The sequence below is a fragment of the Paenibacillus sp. J22P59 genome, from assembly GCF_059383895.1.
On sequence record NZ_JBXENX010000011.1, the window covers coordinates 136823 to 154336 of the forward strand.

The 17514-nt window shown below is 43.0% G+C and carries 19 protein-coding genes and 1 pseudogene; 16 read left to right on the top strand and 4 right to left on the bottom strand.

Features of this window, described 5'->3' with window-relative positions; genetic code table 11:
• Positions 1-36: 36 nt before the first annotated feature.
• Positions 37-975 carry a ribokinase gene (rbsK, locus tag AC50YO_RS19270; protein ID WP_494849766.1) on the top strand — a complete coding sequence of 313 codons (939 nt, stop codon included), beginning with the start codon at positions 37-39 and terminating at the stop codon, positions 973-975.
• A 55-nt stretch (positions 976-1030) separates the two neighbouring features.
• Here rbsK and AC50YO_RS19275 read toward each other — a convergent pair whose 3' ends face one another.
• On the bottom strand, positions 1031-1600 hold the full coding sequence (locus AC50YO_RS19275; RefSeq protein ID WP_494849767.1) for an NAD(P)H-dependent oxidoreductase: 570 nt from the start codon (positions 1598-1600) through the stop codon (positions 1031-1033).
• Positions 1601-1817: 217 nt separating this feature from the next.
• Between AC50YO_RS19275 and AC50YO_RS19280 the strand changes: the two genes are divergently transcribed.
• Positions 1818-2177 carry a winged helix-turn-helix transcriptional regulator gene (locus tag AC50YO_RS19280; RefSeq protein ID WP_494849768.1) on the top strand — a complete coding sequence of 120 codons (360 nt, stop codon included), beginning with the start codon at positions 1818-1820 and terminating at the stop codon, positions 2175-2177.
• Between the two features lie 280 nt (positions 2178-2457).
• Complete coding sequence (locus AC50YO_RS19285) at positions 2458-3402, top strand: alpha/beta fold hydrolase (protein WP_494849852.1); 945 nt, start codon at positions 2458-2460, stop codon at positions 3400-3402.
• 114 nt (positions 3403-3516) lie between these two features.
• Here the strand turns inward: AC50YO_RS19285 and AC50YO_RS19290 are convergent, their stop codons facing one another.
• Positions 3517-4323 carry a helix-turn-helix domain-containing protein gene (locus AC50YO_RS19290; protein WP_494849769.1) on the bottom strand — a complete coding sequence of 269 codons (807 nt, stop codon included), beginning with the start codon at positions 4321-4323 and terminating at the stop codon, positions 3517-3519.
• Positions 4324-4445: 122 nt separating this feature from the next.
• On the opposite strand from AC50YO_RS19290, the gene AC50YO_RS19295 reads away from it, so the two are divergent.
• The 6 genes and pseudogenes from AC50YO_RS19295 (at position 4446) to AC50YO_RS19320 (ending at position 8569) form a co-directional block, all read left to right on the top strand.
• The gene (locus AC50YO_RS19295) at positions 4446-5654 is read left to right on the top strand and encodes an MFS transporter (protein WP_494849770.1); all 1209 of its coding nucleotides are present in this window, start codon (positions 4446-4448) and stop codon (positions 5652-5654) included.
• A 179-nt stretch (positions 5655-5833) separates the two neighbouring features.
• Positions 5834-6439 carry a sugar O-acetyltransferase gene (locus tag AC50YO_RS19300; RefSeq protein WP_494849771.1) on the top strand — a complete coding sequence of 202 codons (606 nt, stop codon included), beginning with the start codon at positions 5834-5836 and terminating at the stop codon, positions 6437-6439.
• Positions 6440-6524: 85 nt separating this feature from the next.
• Positions 6525-6917, top strand: a complete 393-nt coding sequence (locus AC50YO_RS19305) for a hypothetical protein (protein WP_494849772.1) — start codon at positions 6525-6527, stop codon at positions 6915-6917.
• A 210-nt stretch (positions 6918-7127) separates the two neighbouring features.
• Entirely contained in the window at positions 7128-7547 is a 420-nt protein-coding gene (locus tag AC50YO_RS19310; RefSeq protein WP_494849773.1) for a hypothetical protein, read from the top strand.
• 14 nt (positions 7548-7561) lie between these two features.
• Positions 7562-7906: a hypothetical protein gene (locus tag AC50YO_RS19315; protein WP_494849774.1), complete on the top strand. Its 345-nt coding sequence runs from the start codon at positions 7562-7564 to the stop codon at positions 7904-7906.
• 153 nt (positions 7907-8059) lie between these two features.
• Positions 8060-8569 (top strand): annotated as a pseudogene (locus AC50YO_RS19320) (DUF6933 domain-containing protein).
• A gap of 505 nt (positions 8570-9074) precedes the next feature.
• Here the strand turns inward: AC50YO_RS19320 and AC50YO_RS19325 are convergent.
• A complete protein-coding gene (locus AC50YO_RS19325; protein ID WP_494849775.1) occupies positions 9075-9641 on the bottom strand; it encodes a TetR/AcrR family transcriptional regulator in 567 nt (188 codons plus the stop codon).
• A 188-nt stretch (positions 9642-9829) separates the two neighbouring features.
• On the opposite strand from AC50YO_RS19325, the gene lpdA reads away from it, so the two are divergent.
• The 3 genes from lpdA to AC50YO_RS19340 are packed head-to-tail and all read left to right on the top strand — an operon-like array spanning position 9830 to position 13030.
• Positions 9830-11218 carry a dihydrolipoyl dehydrogenase gene (lpdA, locus tag AC50YO_RS19330; RefSeq protein ID WP_494849776.1) on the top strand — a complete coding sequence of 463 codons (1389 nt, stop codon included), beginning with the start codon at positions 9830-9832 and terminating at the stop codon, positions 11216-11218.
• Between the two features lie 23 nt (positions 11219-11241).
• Positions 11242-11874: a biotin/lipoyl-containing protein gene (locus AC50YO_RS19335; protein WP_494849777.1), complete on the top strand. Its 633-nt coding sequence runs from the start codon at positions 11242-11244 to the stop codon at positions 11872-11874.
• Positions 11858-13030: an ABC transporter permease gene (locus tag AC50YO_RS19340; protein WP_494849778.1), complete on the top strand. Its 1173-nt coding sequence runs from the start codon at positions 11858-11860 to the stop codon at positions 13028-13030. The genes AC50YO_RS19335 and AC50YO_RS19340 overlap by 17 nt, the downstream gene beginning before the upstream one ends.
• Here the strand turns inward: AC50YO_RS19340 and AC50YO_RS19345 are convergent, their stop codons facing one another.
• On the bottom strand, positions 13031-13684 hold the full coding sequence (locus AC50YO_RS19345; RefSeq protein ID WP_494849853.1) for a formylglycine-generating enzyme family protein: 654 nt from the start codon (positions 13682-13684) through the stop codon (positions 13031-13033).
• Positions 13685-13921: 237 nt separating this feature from the next.
• Here AC50YO_RS19345 and AC50YO_RS19350 point away from each other — a divergent pair, with 237 nt between their 5' ends.
• The 4 genes from AC50YO_RS19350 (at position 13922) to AC50YO_RS19365 (ending at position 17498) form a co-directional block, all read left to right on the top strand.
• Positions 13922-14914, top strand: a complete 993-nt coding sequence (locus AC50YO_RS19350; protein ID WP_494849780.1) for a fibronectin type III domain-containing protein — start codon at positions 13922-13924, stop codon at positions 14912-14914.
• 256 nt (positions 14915-15170) lie between these two features.
• Complete coding sequence (locus AC50YO_RS19355; protein ID WP_494849781.1) at positions 15171-16385, top strand: cation:proton antiporter; 1215 nt, start codon at positions 15171-15173, stop codon at positions 16383-16385.
• 26 nt (positions 16386-16411) lie between these two features.
• Positions 16412-16900, top strand: a complete 489-nt coding sequence (locus AC50YO_RS19360; protein WP_494849783.1) for a cation:proton antiporter regulatory subunit — start codon at positions 16412-16414, stop codon at positions 16898-16900.
• Between the two features lie 208 nt (positions 16901-17108).
• The gene (locus AC50YO_RS19365) at positions 17109-17498 is read left to right on the top strand and encodes an iron chaperone (RefSeq protein ID WP_494849785.1); all 390 of its coding nucleotides are present in this window, start codon (positions 17109-17111) and stop codon (positions 17496-17498) included.
• Positions 17499-17514: the final 16 nt, after the last annotated feature.

The window sequence follows — 17514 nt, forward strand, 5'->3', positions numbered from 1 at the left end:
TCGTTGATAGGGCGGTACTAAATGGAGAGAAACAAAATGAATAAAATTACAGTAATTGGTAGTATTAATTTTGATACCACTATCAGAACAGAGCATCTACCAAAACCAGGTGAGACCGTTCATTCTAAAGGACTGTTTACTAATGGTGGCGGTAAAGGAGCTAATCAAGCAATTGCTGCCGCCAGGAATGGCGGGCAAGTTAACTTTATTGGTGCAATAGGAAATGATGATACAGGAAAAGCTTTGCTGGAATTGCTCGATCGAGATCATATCAATACTGCAGGTATTAGGAAGTTAGATACAACAAGAACAGGCAGTGCTTATGTCATGGTCAACGATGAAGGCGAGAACAGTATTTTCATTCATGGCGGTGCCAATCAAGCGATTACAGACGACCATATAGATGAGATGCGCGGTTTAATCGCTGAGAGTGACTATGTAATCGCTCAATTTGAAACCAATTTGTCCAGTATCGAGAGAGGTTTTGAAATCGCGAAACAATATCATGTTACAACGATTTTGAATCCGGCACCTGCGAGAGCAATTATTCCTGAACGGATTATTCAATTAACAGATATATTGATTCCTAACGAAACAGAGTTAGAAATAATTTCTGGACAAGTAATTACGAATCAACAAGAGTTGATTGCAGCAACACAAAAGGTACATGATATGGGGATTAAAATCGTGATTGTCACTTTGGGAAGTAAAGGCGCGTTCTATTCCTTTGCAAATGGAAATACAGGCTTTGTACCAGCATTCAAAGTTAAGGCAGTGGACACTACGGCTGCTGGGGATACATTTATTGGCGTATTAGCTACCAAAATTTCTGCTGATTGTAGTAATATTAAGGAAGCAATTATACATGGAAGCAAAGCCGCATCGTTAACCGTTCAAAGATATGGAGCACAGCAATCTATCCCATACGAATCAGAAATCAACATATCTGAAGCAAACAGCTTAGTGACAGAGTAACTAACGATTTCTGAGTTGTGAGTTGAATTCATTTAGGTAATGCCCCTGACAAGTTCTATCTTGTCAGGGGTTTTTGCGGTGCGCTACGCAATATAGGCTGATGCTTAACAATATATTGGATATATTCCTTCGCGCTTTGATTGATTTCGTCATCGCTAGCTTGATATGAAGCCCCGAAGACAGCAAAATAGGGTAATGCCACTGCGCCTACATGGCCCATACTGGCTTTGAAAGGGGTGATCAATTCATCCACGGTAAAGGAAATAGAGCCTTCCGGCGAATAATTTTCTTTCTTATCTCCGATGGACATGGCAAGTCCTAGCTTTTTCCCTTTAAGCTTGTCACCTTGTGATCCATAAGCCCATCCGTAAGCAAGAACATCGTCAAACCACTTTTTCAATAAAGGGGGATAACTGTACCAATATAACGGGAATTGCAAGATCACATGCTGATAGGATTCTAATAGCTTTTGTTCTTTAGGAACATCAATGTTCCAGTTAGGGTACTCTTTGTAAATCTCATGAATGGCAATATCATTCGAATATTGCTGCAGCTCTTCTTTCCAGCGTTGGTTCACCCTTGAAGTCTCAAGGTTCGGATGTGCCAAAATCACCAGTGTTTTCATTATGAATTCTCCTATCTCGGTATCTATTGAGGATATAACTTCAGATCGCCTCTTTTTATTCGATATCATCATTATCCTGTAGGTATAACAAAAAGAAAATACACACAATAAAGTAAGGCAGTTACCTCAAAGTACGTACTAGACTCAAATAAAAATATATGCAACAATGAAATTTTAGACTAGCTTTATTAGATCAGCAGGAACGAGGTGTTACTCTATGAAACGTTATAATCTCGGCATAGAAGCAACTCTTGAAATAATCGGCGGGAAATGGAAATCGCTGATCATATGCATGTTAATGTCCGGTGTGAAGAGAACAAGTGAATTACAGCGCAATATTCAAGGCATTTCACAAAAGGTTCTGATTCAGCAGCTTCGCGAGCTTGAGAAGGATGGGCTCGTAAGTAGATATGTGTACCAGCAAATGCCGCCAAAAGTCGAATATAGCCTCACGGAATACGGTGTTACCGCCAATACAATCGTGGATGTTATGTGTGCTTGGGGGAAAGATAATATTAAAATAAGACAACAGCAAGGAGAAGATATTCTCTTGCTGGAGGATGAGTTACTAACCTAACTAATAACGCCTGAATAAAGAAGTGACAAGCAGGGGGTAGGCATGAATGGTGATGGGGGAAAACCCCAGCGCCATTCATGCCTTTTTCTTGTTGCCACTAATTCTTTACCTGTTCATATTCCGTTCATATTGTCGTTATAAAGAGTCCATATTTGTCGTGTAAGCTTTCTTCAGGGAATTGCAGCTAATAAATAGGTGAGGTTAGGAGTAGATCTGAGTGAAACTAAGTGAGTTAATAAAACGGAAGAAAGATCCGACTACAGGTGAAAAACCAACTCCAATGATAAAAAAAGTGCTTTTCTTTTTACTGAAAGCATTAGCAGTATTAGCTATATTAGTGGTTGTATTTATAGCTATTGTTTTTATCGTTGATAAGGTCGCCACTAAAACGGAGCAGGCAAGAATACAATCCTATGGTCAATTAGTGCTTGTAGATGGGAAAAAGATGAACGCTGTGATTCAAGGAACAGGGGAAGAAACAATCGTGCTCTTGCCTGGTTTTGGAACTGCGGCGCCAGCACTTGATTTTAAGCCGTTAATAGATGAACTATCACCGTTCTACAGAGTTGTCGTGATTGAGCCTTTTGGTTATGGATTAAGTGATCTAACCGATAAGGAACGAACGACAGAAAATATTGTGAGTGAAATTCATCAAGCATTGCAGAGTCTGCAAATCGAGCGTTATATTCTAATGGCTCACTCGATTTCGGGCATTTACGGATTAGATTATGTGAACAAATATGAACATGAAGTGAGCGCATTTGTTGGGCTCGATAGCAGTGTTCCAACGCTGCGCGAACAAAAGATTGAATCATCAACTTTAAGAGCTGTAGGTCTTATCAAAAAGTTAGGTTTCGCCAGATTGCATGCAAAGCTAGGTGATGACCCATATGCTGAGCTACCTTATGATGATGAAACAAAAGAACAAATGAGAATGATTGGTCTCAGAAACATGTATAATCCAAGCCAACTCAATGAGATCGAAATGATGTATTCTAACTTTAATAGGGCTGAAAGCTTAACATTCCCGAAAAATCTTCCCGTTGCTTTCTTTATACAAGCCAACCATCCAGTAACTGAGAGATGGGTACCAGAGCATGAGAAGCAAATAAAAGATTCTGTCTATGGTAAAGTGATGACATTTGAAGCAGATCATTATTTGTATCGTACCGAGGCGAAAGAAATCGTCGAAAAATTAAGGGCATATATGGAAGGGATTAAATAAGAAAAGCTGACGTGATATACATGGAAAGGCATGAATGAAGACTGGGAGCATCCCCGTCCATTCATGCCTTTTTCTCTTTTTTATATTCAGATATTGTTCCAAATCTAATCCATTCTAGCTCGTCGTAGCCAGACGATATTGCTCGGGCGTAATGCCAACATTCTTAATGAAGGAGCGATGGAATTGGCGCGGGCTTGCGAACCCTAATTCTAGGCTAATTATCATTACGGATTTTTGCGTTTGTTTAAGCTCCTGCTGTGCCTTCTCTATTCGTAGTCTAAGCACATATTGGTAGGGGGTAAAGCCAGTATTGGCCTTAAAGCATCGAATAAAGTGGTAACGGCTTTGCAGGGCGATTGCTGATAGTTCCTCAATTCGGATAGCTTCAGAGTAATGAGCATGGATATAATCTAGCACTCTGCTCATATAGCGGTTATCTTGGTCGTACTGTGTGCGAAGCTGCTTAGTGCTGCTGGATTCCAGTCCCCAAATTAAGCGATGTACATAATGGAGTGCTTGCAGTTCTTTCTCCTCAATGGCTAACCGTTCTGAAGCTCCAGTAGGAAAGAACGAGGAGCTCCATTGATGAAGGAAGGTGGACACTTCGGTTGGATCGAACTCGTATTTATCTTTTGGCTCAGGAAATGCGGAGGCATCGTCAGGATATAGGCTATCATCATTGATTTGAAAAATAATAAGGCCATCCTCAGAGCCTTGATGGAAATGATGCTGGTCATGTGGAGGAAGCAACAGCCCCTCGCCAGCCACTAATCTTCTTTCTTTGCTATTATGCGTGAAATGGCAATTTCCACGTAGTGGAATAGTCATTTGGTAATGAGCCGGATGAACATGCGGATCATTGGTGAAGCTGCTCTCTATGCTGTGCAGCGCCAGCTGGGGAAAAACAATTTGCATATGCATAAATCAATCACCTCTCTGATAGGTAGCAACAATTGCATAGAATATCGCAATTTTGACGGCGACTTCCCCCTTCTTCTTTCGGTACAATTACTCTTATCAAAAACAAGGGAAGGATGTCATCTATGACAAACACAACAAAAACGGCAATGACCGTCCTGTTTGGCGTTAGTTTTGCACATTTGCTAAACGATGCTATGCAATCGGTCGTGCCGGCCGCATTTCCAATTTTTCAGCAAAATTTGAATCTATCCTTCACACAGGTAGGATGGATTGCTTTTACGCTGAATGTTACAGCCTCTATTCTACAGCCGCTGATCGGTTATTGTACAGACCGCAAACCGATGCCGCTGCTGCTGCCCATAGGGATGGTATTCACCCTGTTAGGCATGATTGGTTTAGCCTTTGCACCATCCCTTGGCTTCCTACTGGTAGCCTCTTCCCTTATTGGTGTCGGCTCCTCTGTTCTTCACCCAGAATCATCACGCGTCGCACATTTGGCAGCGGGTAAAGGGAAAGGACTAGCCCAGTCTATTTTTCAGGTAGGAGGCAACTTCGGTCAAGCGCTGGCACCTGTCATTATCGTAGTCTTGATCTTGCCGCTTGGTCAATCCAGTTTTTTATGGTTTACGATATTAGCGCTCATTGGAATTGTCGTGCAATATATGGTGGGACGGTGGTATGGCAAGAAGGTGAAGGAGGTAGCTATCAGCAAACGCTCACTTCCAGCAGAGGCGCCTCGTAAAGCGTTCAGCAAGCCCTTTATTGGATATGTCATGCTTATTCTTATTTTGATGCTGTTCTCGAAGTTTGTCTATTTAGCTAGCATGACGGGGTACTACACTTTTTATTTCATGGATAAGTATGAATTGCCGTTGTCACGGGCGCAGATGTGTCTGTTCGCTCTACAATTTGCAGGCATGGTAGGAACCTTTATTGGCGGGCCCCTGGCTGATCGCTTTGGACGCCAGAAGATTATATGGTTCTCTATTCTTGGCACTGCACCATTCTCCATATTACTTCCGTATGCAGGCCCTACGATGGCCATGATATTATGTGTCATTATCGGATTAATTCTCATGTCTGGCTTCTCGGTCATTATCGTATATGCACAAGAGCTATTGCCAGGTCATGTTGGTACGGTAGCTGGACTATTTTTCGGATTATCTTTCGGTCTGGCAGGGTTAGGCTCAGTTCTCATGGGATGGTTAATGGATTCCTATGGCGTCTCCCTCATTATTCAGCTATGTGCATATTTGCCGCTGCTAGGGATATTTGCCCTGCTGCTGCCGAAGGATTCTGTCATTATGGGCAGTGAAGCGAAGAAAGCTTAGAATCCAGTTTGAAAATGTATAGAAAAAGCATTAATGCAGGCTTACTAAGCTTCCATTAATGCTTTTTTTGTTATTAGTACCTGAGGCTAATCTAGGGTGAAAAGCTGGGGGTATCCTATTGTGTTAGAATAAAGGTTGTAGGATGAAGATGAGCAGTACATGTATTGGAGGATGGGATAATGACTATATATGAAAAAATGCATGCTGGTGAATTATATAACTGCTCCGATGAGGATTTGATGGCAGAGCAGGGAAAATGCTTGGAGAGACTATATGATTTTAACGCAACTCGCCCGTCTGAGGTCGAAAAACGCAAGCAGCTTATGAAAGAAATGTTCGCTGAAATGGGGAATGACTGCTATATTGAGCCGCCGTTTCATGCCAACTGGGGCGGCAAGCATGTGCATTTGGGCAATCATGTCTATGCCAACTTTAATCTGACGATGGTTGATGATACGCACATCTATGTAGGGGACTATACGATGTTTGGCCCAAATGTGACGGTTGCGACCGCAAGCCATCCCATCGCTCCCGAGCTTCGGGAGAAAGTAGTACAGTTTAATCTTCCGGTTCATATAGGCAGGAACGTCTGGATTGGTGCAGGAGTTATTATTGTTCCAGGAGTTACAATTGGCGATAATACCGTGATCGGCGCAGGCAGCATCGTAACGAAAGATATTCCGGCCAATGTAGTTGCGGTCGGCAATCCTTGCCGTATACTCAGAGAAATCAATGATCGTGACAAAGAATACTATTACAAAGACAGAAAAATTGATCTTGAGTAAGAGGGGCCACTTGGCAGACGCTTGTTGCTTAAATAGTTGAATTGGGTAATAAATAGCTACACTACATCAGGGGATGACTTAAATGATGAAAAAAAGCATAATTCTTTTAATGGCAGCTGCAAGCCTGCTGACAGCTTGTACGAATAATCAAGCTAATAGAACCAATGACATGGTGAAGAATCAGCCATCCGCGCAAAAAGAAGGTACGCAGGTAAACAATCAACCCGAGGAAGCAAGTCCAAATAATGAGAAATGGTCCACGTTACCCGAATATGATGCCATTATGCAGCAGATCGACAAGGAGGACTATAGCTTCAAGACGGTAACGGATAACGAAGGCAAACGTATACTGCTCCTTATTGACCAAGAAGGCCATAAGCAATATAAGACCATATTTATTAAAGCTACGAGTCGCCTTAAGATCATTAAATTGGGTGAAGAGGGACAAGTTTTTAATGAGGTTTTGAACCTAAAGTAGACAATGGCTAGAGCTCTTGTGCGTTGTATAGGATCAATAGGGGAATGGATGAAGGAATGGAGGGGCAGCCTTGATTCTTCAAGCCAATCCTCTATTGATCTTTTTATTATGGTAATGTTTGAAGATGATATATTTGATTGAAGAATGTCGAATCTTCCCTTATAATCAGAGGAGATTCAAGAATTTGTAAGCACAATGGGGGAGAAGTCCATGTTAGTTGGAAAAGGTGCAGTACGTGAAATGGCGAATGATATTGATAAAATAGTTAGGGAGATTGATCAGCTGACGCAGTCGAAAATTGACCGAGTAGCCGATAAAATTGACTCAGAGCTTAATTCCTGCGGCCGTGAATTAACGAACGCTGCGACTACTTTATCTCAAGTTAAGCCTCTTATTGATAGACTAGTTGGACAAGTTGGCCAGAACGCTCCTGATCACGTACAGGTTCTTGTATCATCCATTGCACAAGAAGTCATGTCAAAAGTCGTTGCTGCGACTGGAAATATTGACGAGGTTCAACGGAACATCAAGGATGTAGACAAACTAACGAATGAAATTGATACCTTAACGGATGAAATTGACAAGCTAACTAATAAAATTGATGAGATTACAGATAAATATCAAAAATAAGGAGGTTTGTTAGTATGAGTGATTACACACCGCCTGTAGGACAGCCTAACTACAATACTGGATGGGGAAACCATCAATCCAGAGAAACGGCTCTCAAGATCGACCATATTGCTGACAAAGCAAAGTTTGGTATCGAGATGCTCGGAACGGGTCTGATCGGCATTGATGCCATAGAGAAAGAGCTGATGGAGCTTTCTGTTGCGCCACAGCCTCCGACTCAAGGGCAAGTTAGATCTCTTGCTCATCGCCTTGATGCTCATCAAAAGCAGCTTCAACAAGGCTTGGACCGCCTCAAGCAAATGATGAATGACATCGACAGAGAAACGGATACCATTCAAAGGCCGAATTCTAGCTGGTAAGTGTATTGGAGATAACCGCAATCATACATAGCGATTGCCTAATAAGTAAGCCGGTTGCCATAACAATGGCTGCCGGCTTTTTTATAGAGAAATCTGCGCAGCTTTACGTCATGCTGGTTATATATTCTATGGGTCTATAGGGGGTATTCTGCTATGCTAATCATTCAATGTACAAAGAAGCTGAAGGGTGAGCTCATTACTCCTTTTTCTGATGAAAAGCCGCAGCTTACTAGCCCGTTATACTGCTGGCATGCTCATTTATTTACTTTTAATCGTCGAAAATGTGCTTTGATAATGAATAACGAAACTAGATACAATTTCGTGATGTACGGATTGGTGAAAGCTGATTTCAAACGGTTCGATGAGCTGATTCGCGAGTAAATTGCTGAGAATCTGCTTGCGGATGGAATGAAACAAGCGATGGTTGATAAGTATTTCCGAAATTGTGTTGAATTCATATGTACGCCAACTAGCGAGAGAAGTATCATTAGTCAAATTAATGAAATGATTATGGTCGCCCACTATGAGATGGGAGCCAATATGGCAAGTATCGGTGATCCTAAACTTAATAATGTTAATCGACTTTTAAATGAGTATGTTATGCTGAAGCTACCTTTAGCGTATTCTGGTGAGACGATGAAGAAAGCTTTGAGAGAGCTATAGACGATTACATTGTTGTAGGTCTAAAGGGAACTCCAATGGTATTTATGCAAAATTAGCTGTAAGAAACAAGAAAGAGGCTGTCCCAAAAATCATGAAGATGATTTTTGGGACAGCCTCTTTCTTTCACAGGTATTTTAAAGGTAGGAGCTCCTAAAATTCTAGGAGCTCTCTCCCTTACGCTACAGATAGCGCATAGGAAGAGCTTACCCTATTTTATGAAGCATTTTTCGTAAAAGTGGGATTGATCTGGGGGCATATCGGAGATAACGTCAGCTAGATTCAGTAGTCGGAAACCGATCTGCTCCACTAGTGAACATAACTTCACTGTTGGCCCTTTTTACCTGTCTGAGTAGTGAGATAGAGCAAATGTATTCATTAAATTGTACATGACATTCCATCTCTAGCTTGGGAGCCTACCTTTTGGGAAAGTCCCTTTGTGTTTGAATGAATTCGTATCCAAAAGGTTGGGCCTTCTATGTCTATAAGAGCTGAACGGCTCACATAACTAAGCCATAAGCAGCATTTTGGCCTGCTGTTTGCCTGCCGAGAGCAGGCTGTCGCTGAGATCAGGGTCACTAACAGCTCGTGCGAGAACGAGCGAGCCAACCATGGTACTGATCAATGCGCTTCCTTTGGAGGAGTCAATTTCAGCCAGAGTGGAGATGAAGGCAATCATCCGCTCGAGCTCCTGAGTAAATACCTGTCGAATCTCTTCTGAGGAGCGAGCAATTTCACTAGAAAGAGCAGGAAGAATGCAGCCCATCTCTGTTTTGTCGCGGTGATAGGGACTTAGATAATAATCAATAACCGTATGGATTCTAGGATGCTGCTTTTCTTGATCAGCAATGGTCTGCAGAAGAGTGATGGTATCATTGATGGCATACTGGCAGGCTTCGGCGACCAGTTGTTCTTTATTGTCAAAGTGTGAATAAAACCCTCCATGAGTCAAACCCGCTCCCTTCATAATGAACGGAACACTTACCTCGTTAATACCATTCGTGCGAAAAGCCTGGGCAGCACTTTCCACAATTTTATTCCGTACTTTCATTTTATGGCCTTTTGGATAAGGCATTGTAATCCCTCCACGGCTTCATGATGCTGCTTTCAAAATATTATAATCGTCATAATAAGAGCTGTCAATTTAGTGGTTCGGCAGAGGCTAGCTTTAGAAGGACTGAAAAGGGATGTTGACGTTTGTAAAATATGATGACTATAATATATTATGTTCATCATATTTTAAAGTAGTGGAGGTGTCAGGCTATGAATAAGCTTGAATCCGTTGAAACGTTGGTCATTGGATCAGGTCCGGGAGGTTATGTGGCGGCGCTGCGATCTTCACAGCTTGGTATGAAGACGGCGATTGTCGAGCGCAATCTGCTTGGCGGAGTCTGTACGCATGTTGGCTGCATCCCATCCAAAGCATTAATTGCAGAATCGCAGCGCTATCAATTGTTCAGAGGGTTCAACGTTGCTGATGCAGCAGCGTCATTCGGGATTGCTCAGAATTTCAAGCAAGGAGTTGTGAGTAAGCAGGCAAGAGGAGTGGGTCATTTATTACAGGCTGCAGGTGTGAGTATTTTGGAAGGAGAGGCTAGTTTGGTTGATGAGCATACCGCTATTATCAATCAAGCTGGACAGGAGCAAACCATTTCGTTCAAGCATGCCATACTGGCAACAGGCTCTCGTCCGATTGAGCTGCCAGCATTTCCGATTGGGGGACGTATTTTGTCTTCTACAGAAGCTCTATCGCTCCTTGAGGTTCCAGCCAGCCTAGTCGTTATAGGCGGTGGATATATTGGTATCGAGCTGGGGCAAATGTATGCCAAATTCGGAGCAAAGGTAACCATTCTCGAAGGAGGAGAGCAAGTGCTGCCTGGATTCGAGGCGGAGCTAGTGGGTCCTGTTGTCCGGCAGCTGAAAGCCGATGGTATTAACCTGATTACCGGGGCTATAGCTGAGCACGCAGTGGACCATGCCGACGCCATTACATTGCATTATGCAACAAATGAGGAGAAGCATCAGGTTACGGCGGAATATGTGTTAGTTACGATCGGCAGAAAACCAAATACAGACGGACAGTTAGGGCTGGAACGCATAGGCTTGCCAGTGACGAGCAGAGGATTGATAGCTACGGATGAACAATGCAGAACAGCTATTCCACATATTTTCGCTATTGGAGATATTACGGCTGGTCCAGCGCTTGCTCACAAGGCATCTTATGAGGCCAAGATTGCGGCAGAAGCGATTGCAGGCCATGCCTCACAGATTGATTACAACGCGATTCCGCTTGTTGTCTTTTCTCATCCGGAGTTAGCAAGCGTTGGGCTAAGTGAAACGGAGGCGAAGGCAGCGGTCATCCCGATTGTGATTGGCAAATCCTCTTTCGCGATCAACGGGAGAGCATTGGCATTGAGGGAAACTGAAGGGTTCGTTAAGCTTCTGGCTGATCCGGTCTCAGGAATCGTACTTGGTGCACAAATCGTTGGGGTAGAGGCATCCACACTTATCTCGGAGCTTGCCCTTGCGATTGAGATGGGAGCTACCGTAGAGGATTTGGCTCTGACAATCCACCCTCACCCTACATTAGGGGAAGTCATTATGGAGGCTGCGGAGAACGCAGTAAGAAAAATGAGACTGCAAAGTAAATAGAATGGAATAGGAGAGATCGAAGAATGAAGATCAAAGCAGGGTTTTATATTGGGATAGCGATTGCGCTAATTGTGGGAGGCTCGCTTCTTGCGGTGAAAGGAAAGGATGCCGTCAGCCAGGCTGAGAACAGGAAGCAGGGTGTGCTTGAGGCGGAGCAAACGACACTGTTTTATGAGAAAAGTCCAGGGGCAATTATAGAGGTCGGTGCGGCTGTAGGCGAATCTATGAAACAGGGAGATGTGCTATTCACAGTGAAGTCAGCGGAAGAAGGGGAAATGGATGTACTTGCGCCGCATGATGGATTAATCACTCGAATTGTTGTAAAGCCAGGGGATCAAGTAAAACAAGGAGCGCCGATGGCGATTTTGCAGAAAAACAACTATTATGCAGACCTCTACATACAGGAAAGTGAAATTCAAAAGCTGGAGATTAATCAAAGCATCGGCGTTCATTTTCCATATTTGAATGAGCCTGCCCAGGTTACAGGTGTTGTTGCTTCAATCTCAGTCGCCCCTCAATTCGCAAGCTTGCGCATGTCACGTGAAAAAGGGCAGGCAGATCTAAGCATGTTCCTTGTTCGAATAGCTATGGATTCGAATGCTGACTTGCTTCCGGGTATGACAGCGGAGGTGAAGCTCGATGAACTCACTGATTGACGAGTGGAAGTATGTAGCGGGCAGCAAATATTCTCGCCTGATCTTTATTGGCCCGCTTATCGCAGCTCTATTTTTTGGTCTAATGTTCTCGCAGAATCAGATCAGCGAATCGCCTGTTGTTGTCATTGATGAGGATCATAGCTCATATTCACGGCAGCTGATCTCTAAACTAGATGCTTCCCCTTACATGAACGTTACCAACGTATATGCCAGCCGCATGAACCCAGAACGATTGCTGGCGAATGAACAAGCTGTAGCCGTCATTATGCTGCCCAAGCAGTTGGAGCTGCTCCAGCAGCAGGGGATATCGACGAATATTGGCATTTTAATGGATAATACGATGCCCTCTGGGCTAACCGGCATCCGAACCGCGATTCAGGAAATTATTCTAACGGAAAATATGAACCTTTCTATGACCCGCTTGGCTCAGAAAGGGATGGATGCTGAGGCCTCTAAAGGGCTTGTTTCTCCATTATCCCTTCAGCAGCGTATGCTGTTTAATCCGACCACAAGCTATGTAGGCTTTATGGTGCTAGGATTCGTGAATATTGTCGTTCTGATGATCACAACAAGCGCAGCGGGCGCGATTGCCCCTAGGTTGCGTAAGGAAGGAAAGCTCTTTGCAAACGGAAGCTCGCCGCTGCAGCTGTGGGTTCGGATTATACCTTATGCGGTCTTGACCTCCCTTTCGCTGCTCATTTGCTATGGCTTATTAAAGCAGGTCGGGGGAATGCGGTTTGAAGCGGAGCCTTATCTTTTTATTCTTCCGTTGCTTGTTTATGCCTATGTCTTGTCGCTTATGGGCCTGTTGATCGGCTACTCGGCCAAAGACCTGTCGAAGGTTAATTTACGAACGAACTTTGTCGTGTATCCGTCCTTTCTTGCAACCGGCATTCAACTGACGCCGCTTGCGTTTCCAGCGTTTTTTCAAATTTCCGCTTGGGCATTGCCTATGAACTGGCTTAACCGCCTCATCCGCGGAATGGGCTTCCGAGATGGCGAGCTGTCAGCCTACAGTCAGGAACTCGGGGCGCTGCTGATTATTATTGGCGTTGTATCCTTATTAATAGGATTATTATTCTTACGAGAAGCACGGAATGTGAGCTCCAGCCAAGAATCGCTAGTGAATACGAATATTCTGCCGAGCAGCGGCTAGCTAATAGGAGGTCACACTTCGGGCAAGGCGGAATCCAAGATCATCAATGCAAAATGAGGGGTGACTGCGGCGACGGCATGAGGCTCCGCAGCCTCTTTCCTCCTCAGCCCAGCTGCCACCACGAAAAATCCGGTAGGAACCATATACCCTCTCATCATATAGATCCCAGCACCATTCCCAGACATTCCCCAGCATATCGTGCAGACCCCATGCATTTGCTTCTTTTTTTCCTACTTCATGAATTTCACCTGCTGAATTTTCATTATACCAAGCGATTTTATCTATATCCCCGTAGCGATAACCTGTAGTGCCTGCTTTACATGCATACTGCCACTCTGCTTCTGATGGAAGGCGATAACCGTCTGCTTCCCAATCGCAACTGATTTCATCCTGATGATTGTTTATAGAATAACATTCCTTCAATCCGGCCCTCTGGGAAAGAAGATTGCATAGGTAAATGGCTTCATTCCATGAAATATTAACAACTGGTTTGTGATTGCTGTCCATAGAACGGGGTGATTTCCTCGTAATCGCATCATACAGTTCCATGGTTACAGGATATTGGGCAAGAAGGAATGGTTTTATTTCCTCCTTCCACACCCTTTTTGTACGATCATCCCTTAATTGTATTTCTCCACCCGGAATTGGAAGCATAAGATCATTCATATCGCCTTGCATTAAATGTACCAATCTACTAGCCCCCCTCATCTTTATCATCAAAATGGCTTTTTAAACAGCCCTCTTAAATCTCAATTTTACAATTTAGTAGCAAGAATTAACAGACTGCTATTTTTATCTATAAATGATTATAATTAGATGAAACTAAATGTAAGGGAGTTAATGGTTTGAAATGTTGAGTTGTGAATACTAACAATAATAGGGGGTTAAGTAATGAAGAAACTAGTAGTATTATTTTTAATGCTATCCTTTGTACTGACAGTGATTAAGCCTGGTGATATGGTTAGCGCTTATCCAGGAGGACTGCTTCATGGCAAAACGATTAACGGAGGACCCAATATCACTCAGTCGAATTATAGTGTGACTCAGTGGACGGATGGCAATGAGAATACCACCTATACATTAGATTCTAATCTGCGTAAGATGGGTTGGTACAAATTTGAACAGGCCGTTACCATAAGCAGTATTGAGCTGCTGGCAAACGACCATATGGAAATTAATTTTTATGATCAATCGGATAGCATTATCTATACTTACAACTATACTTGGAGCACTGGAGATCAGAAGATCACGATTAATCTTCCAACAGAAGTGAGTAATGTAGCAAAAGTATCTTTCAAAAATATTCGTACCTCTGGTAATATCACAGTCCGCGAATTTGATGTATTCGGAGTAGTAACACCGGATATCATCCCTCCTGCCAGCCCTGCTCCATTACTGGCAACAGTGGGGAATGGTGAAGTTGTGCTTAACTGGACGGCCAATGTTGAACCGGATGTATTAATCTATAAAATTTATAAAGACAACGTTTATGTAACACAGCTCCCTGCCGCAACTACGACATATAAGGCGACGGGACTAACGAACGGCACGCCATATTCTTTCAGAGTGACGGCGGTTGATACAGCTGGCAATGAATCATTGCAGGATAACACGGTTATAGCTACACCAGTTGAGCCTGACTTGGGCCGCGGTATTCTAACGATTACAATGATCAATGGTCTGGAGAAGGAGTACGATTTGCCAATGTCGGACATTAATGCTTTCATTGCGTGGTACGACTTGAAAGCATCAGGTACTGGCTCCGAGAAATATAAATTTGTAAAGACTTGGAACATCGGACCATTTAAATCGAGAACGGAATATGTACTGTTCAGCAAAATACTTACCTTCGAAGTAGATGAATACGAGGTTGTGGCACCATAACGCTTGAAAGATAGTTTATTAGACGAAAGGCAGCACGCTCTGTGAGGAGTATGCTGCCTTTCGTCTGTGTTCTCCCCTAAATTAAGGAGGAAAAAAGTGTGAAACAATAAAAAAACTGAATATTTCAGCATTTCGTTGGTTTTTTATGCATAATCATATATAATATAAGAGTATCTTATCGTTTTTTTGAAACCCCTTTATATTTGTTAAGAAATGTAGAGGAGGAACTAATTAAACAGGGAGGGATAGACGTTGTATGGAACACATGATATTTGAAGTTGGAACCGCTCTACTGTTAGTCGCAATTGCTTCGTTACTTGCTGGAAAATTAAAAATATCCATTATTCCATTCTTAATTATTCTAGGGATGCTCGTTGGACCACATGCGCCAACGATTGGGATATTTGACCTCAAGTTCATACACAGTCAAGAGATTATTTCATTTTTAGGTCGAATTGGAGTGCTTTTTCTGTTATTCTACCTAGGGCTGGAATTTTCCGTATCAAAATTGGTCAAATCAGGCCGCAACATTGTATTTGGTGGAACCGTTTATGTAGTAATGAATTTTGTAATCGGGTTAGCATACGGTTTTGCAACTAATTTCCCACTGTATGAGACCTTGATTATAGCGGGTATGCTATCCGTATCCTCGACTGCGATTGTTGCGAAGACGCTCGTGGAGTTAAGGCGCACGGGTAACTCTGAGACAGAATTGATCTTGGGCATGATTCTATTCGATGATATTTTCCTTGCTGTATTCTTGTCAGTCATGTCAGGCGTGCTGCTCGGAGGCGCGACGTCGATCGGTGGAATGCTGATTTCGATCGCGATCTCGATTGGATATATGCTGCTGTTCTTTGTTATTGCGAGAAAAGGACCCAAAATTTTAAACAAGCTATTAAATATTAGTTCAAATGAAATATTCATTATTGTTGTGTTCTCCGCTCTGTTCTTCATCGCAGGCTTCTCGGAAAAACTTCACGTAGCAGAAGCGATAGGAGCACTGCTGTTCGGTCTTGCATTATCTGAAACGGAGCATAGTAAAAGAATTGAGCATCTCGTTGTCCCATTCCGGGATTTCTTCGGAGCCATCTTCTTCTTTAGCTTCGGGCTAAGTATTAATCCGCTAACACTGGGAAGCTCTGCATGGGTCGCTGTCGGGGCGGTTGCACTGACTATTCTCGCTAACGTTGTATCGGGAATGATTGCGGGTCGCCAAGCGAAGCTTTCCCATAAAGCATCCTTAAATATAGGACTTACCATTATGGCGCGCGGTGAATTCACAATTATCGTAGCAAACCTGGGTATCGCCGCAGGACTGATGCCGCAGCTTACTTCATTCTCTGCTCTCTATGTCTTAATATTGGCGATAGTAGGACCGATGCTAGCGAAAGAATCAAAACATATTTATAAGGGCCTTAATAGAATATTCAAATGGACTACAGCAAAAGAAAAAGTTGAAGCGAAGTGAAACTTTGAAGCGGAGGTAATGGAGCAATGGGGACGATTAGAGAATCAGATTTACCCGGTATCGGCAGAAAATATCAGGTGGATGCAAAGTCAGGCGACAAGATGGTTATCGTAATTCATGATGACGGCAGGAGAGAGCTTTTTCACTTTGAAGACGATGATCAGGACGAGAGTATTTCAATGGTTAGCTTGGAGGATGAAGAGGCTAGGCAGGTCGCTGCGATCATTGGTGGCATGCAATATAAGCCAAAAGCATTGGAAACAATTGAAGTCAGCCTTGATGAATTGGTTATTGAATGGTGTAAAGTGGAATCCCATTATAAATGTGTGAATAAGTCTATTGCGGAATTGCAGGTTCGTCAGAAAACGGGAGCCACGATCCTTGCTGTTGTGGAAAAGCATAAGCAAAAGATTAACCCGGGTCCAGAGGATATTCTATTAGCGGACATGACGCTTGTAATCGCCGGAGAAAGAAAGCAAATTAAGCAGCTCAAAGAATTATTGGTCAATGGTTAATACAATAAAGTAATGCTTTATCGAATAAAAAGACCTGAAAGCCTGTGCAACTTTTTTTGTACAGGTTTTTAGCTGTTCCTTAATTTAGTGAGGATGCTTAATTATACCTAATGATGATATTGAGTATGCTAGAGGAGCAGGGAAATATCGGATATAGTCGAAATTAGTGTAAGAGATATTCATGCTCAGGAGTTAGAGAGGAGACATTATGGAAATAAACCAAACGCCCCCTAGTTCAATTGATGAATATATTTCGAGATTCTCTCCGGAGGTTCAGGAGCTGCTAGAGAAATTAAGAGAAGTTATAAAAGAGGCTGCGCCTGATGCTAAGGAAAGAATTAGCTATCAAATGCCCACGTTCGCTTTGCATGGCAATTTGGTGCATTTCGCTGCATACAAAAACCATATAGGCTTCTACCCGGCGCCAAGCGGAATCCATGCCTTCAAACAAGAGTTGTTGGGTTATAAAGGAGCCAAAGGCTCTGTGCAATTTCCTATCGACAAGCCTCTGCCTTATGAATTAATAAGCAGAATGGTACGATTCAGAGTGGCTGAGAATATAGCGCAAGCGGAGTTGAAAGCAAGAAAGAAGAAGTAATGGGCAAAAAGGAGAA

Excerpts from the sequence above, each read along its gene's own strand:
- AC50YO_RS19355 (WP_494849781.1), top strand. The coding sequence starts at position 15,171 with ATGGAACACATGATATTTGAAGTTGGAACCGCTCTACTGTTAGTCGCA.
- AC50YO_RS19340 (WP_494849778.1), top strand. The coding sequence starts at position 11,858 with ATGAACTCACTGATTGACGAGTGGAAGTATGTAGCGGGCAGCAAATAT.
- AC50YO_RS19325 (WP_494849775.1), bottom strand. The coding sequence starts at position 9,641 with ATGCCTTATCCAAAAGGCCATAAAATGAAAGTACGGAATAAAATTGTG.
- AC50YO_RS19310 (WP_494849773.1), top strand. The coding sequence starts at position 7,128 with ATGTTAGTTGGAAAAGGTGCAGTACGTGAAATGGCGAATGATATTGAT.
- lpdA (WP_494849776.1), top strand. The coding sequence starts at position 9,830 with ATGAATAAGCTTGAATCCGTTGAAACGTTGGTCATTGGATCAGGTCCG.
- AC50YO_RS19365 (WP_494849785.1), top strand. The coding sequence starts at position 17,109 with ATGGAAATAAACCAAACGCCCCCTAGTTCAATTGATGAATATATTTCG.
- AC50YO_RS19345 (WP_494849853.1), bottom strand. The coding sequence starts at position 13,684 with ATGCTTCCAATTCCGGGTGGAGAAATACAATTAAGGGATGATCGTACA.
- AC50YO_RS19290 (WP_494849769.1), bottom strand. The coding sequence starts at position 4,323 with ATGCATATGCAAATTGTTTTTCCCCAGCTGGCGCTGCACAGCATAGAG.
- AC50YO_RS19280 (WP_494849768.1), top strand. The coding sequence starts at position 1,818 with ATGAAACGTTATAATCTCGGCATAGAAGCAACTCTTGAAATAATCGGC.
- AC50YO_RS19315 (WP_494849774.1), top strand. The coding sequence starts at position 7,562 with ATGAGTGATTACACACCGCCTGTAGGACAGCCTAACTACAATACTGGA.
- AC50YO_RS19275 (WP_494849767.1), bottom strand. The coding sequence starts at position 1,600 with ATGAAAACACTGGTGATTTTGGCACATCCGAACCTTGAGACTTCAAGG.
- AC50YO_RS19350 (WP_494849780.1), top strand. The coding sequence starts at position 13,922 with ATGAAGAAACTAGTAGTATTATTTTTAATGCTATCCTTTGTACTGACA.
- AC50YO_RS19295 (WP_494849770.1), top strand. The coding sequence starts at position 4,446 with ATGACAAACACAACAAAAACGGCAATGACCGTCCTGTTTGGCGTTAGT.
- AC50YO_RS19305 (WP_494849772.1), top strand. The coding sequence starts at position 6,525 with ATGAAAAAAAGCATAATTCTTTTAATGGCAGCTGCAAGCCTGCTGACA.
- rbsK (WP_494849766.1), top strand. The coding sequence starts at position 37 with ATGAATAAAATTACAGTAATTGGTAGTATTAATTTTGATACCACTATC.
- AC50YO_RS19300 (WP_494849771.1), top strand. The coding sequence starts at position 5,834 with ATGACTATATATGAAAAAATGCATGCTGGTGAATTATATAACTGCTCC.
- AC50YO_RS19360 (WP_494849783.1), top strand. The coding sequence starts at position 16,412 with ATGGGGACGATTAGAGAATCAGATTTACCCGGTATCGGCAGAAAATAT.
- AC50YO_RS19285 (WP_494849852.1), top strand. The coding sequence starts at position 2,458 with ATGATAAAAAAAGTGCTTTTCTTTTTACTGAAAGCATTAGCAGTATTA.
- AC50YO_RS19335 (WP_494849777.1), top strand. The coding sequence starts at position 11,242 with ATGAAGATCAAAGCAGGGTTTTATATTGGGATAGCGATTGCGCTAATT.